At 27.7% G+C, this 1172-nt stretch carries 1 protein-coding gene; it reads right to left on the bottom strand.

The genetic code is table 11. The features are described from left to right. Positions 1–99: 99 nt before the first annotated feature. Entirely contained in the window at positions 100–1017 is a 918-nt protein-coding gene (locus tag ACVCXO_RS03690) for a hypothetical protein (protein ID WP_452228246.1), read from the bottom strand. Positions 1018–1172 lie beyond the last annotated feature (155 nt).

The following is a 1172-nucleotide window of genomic DNA, read 5'->3' as shown; positions in this document are numbered from 1 at the left end:
AGCACTAAATTTAGCAAATAAAAACCGAATAGAAAATCCGCGAGGGTTTTCGTAAGCAGGCAAGAACTAGCAATAAATTATATACGGTGTTGTATGTAGTTATTTTATTCTTCCAATTGTTGTACTTCGAGTTTTAAAACTAATTAACCCTTTGATGTTCTCATCAGGTTTTTTAATTAATTCATAATCAGGATTATTTTTTGGGTCATTGTCAATGACTATTTCCCAAAACAATAGCTTTTCGAAACAATACTTTGAAATCGGATTATGTAATTCTTTTACTTCATCGGTCATAACTGCTCTTAATTCTTTTGGTAGGTTTTCGTAATGATTTTCGAAAAAATCATATCGTTCATTATTATAAGTTAAAATCACATATTCCAAATCGTCATAGTCAATGTCTTTAGGTATTTTAATTTCCAAATTTTCTCTATTGAGAATTTGGATTCTTTTGTATTTCTCGTTTTTCGTAATCAGTTCTAAATTGAAATCAGTTTTTTCGATGTTTGATATTGTATCGCTATCAATAACTAATCTTAATTTTAAAGGCTTGGAAATAGCTTTTATTTCTTTAATTATAAATGGAATATCGTGCGAAACATATTCGCTATGTTCTTTTATGATATTTTCAACAATTTTTGAATAATTAGTTTCAACAAGCACTTTGTTAAAATCTGGTTCTGTTTTGGCTAGATTTATGAATTTATCTAATCGACCACTTTCATAGTTAGAATATATATGTAAAGTTCTGTCTTTTGCTTCTTGAATATAAAACTTAAAGTTCTTGTCAATAGATGCATTATATTCTTTTACAGTAGCACTATCTGTTATGTCCAAATCATATTCATCAAAAACTAAATTTGTTGATTCAAGTATCTTGTTCTGGTATTTGTCATAATAATCAGCGATTACTTTGTCAGAATTCAGAACGTTAAGAAATTCTTTTGCCTTTTCAGATTGTTCTTGAGCACTCAAAATGAATGTAAAAAACATTAAAATTATTGTCGTTATTCTCATTTTTTTTAATTACATACAACGTGTTTGTATATGATTAGTGGCGTGTTTCAGCACCTAATTTAGTAAATAAAAACGGAATAGAAAATCTGCAAAGATTTTCGTAAGCAAGCTATAACTAGCCATTAATTATATACGTTGTTATCTATAGGTCTTTT

The organism is Lacinutrix sp. MEBiC02404 (assembly GCF_053601575.1).
The sequence above is the reverse complement of the archived record's forward strand: the minus strand, read 5'-3'. Positions and strand labels throughout refer to the sequence as shown.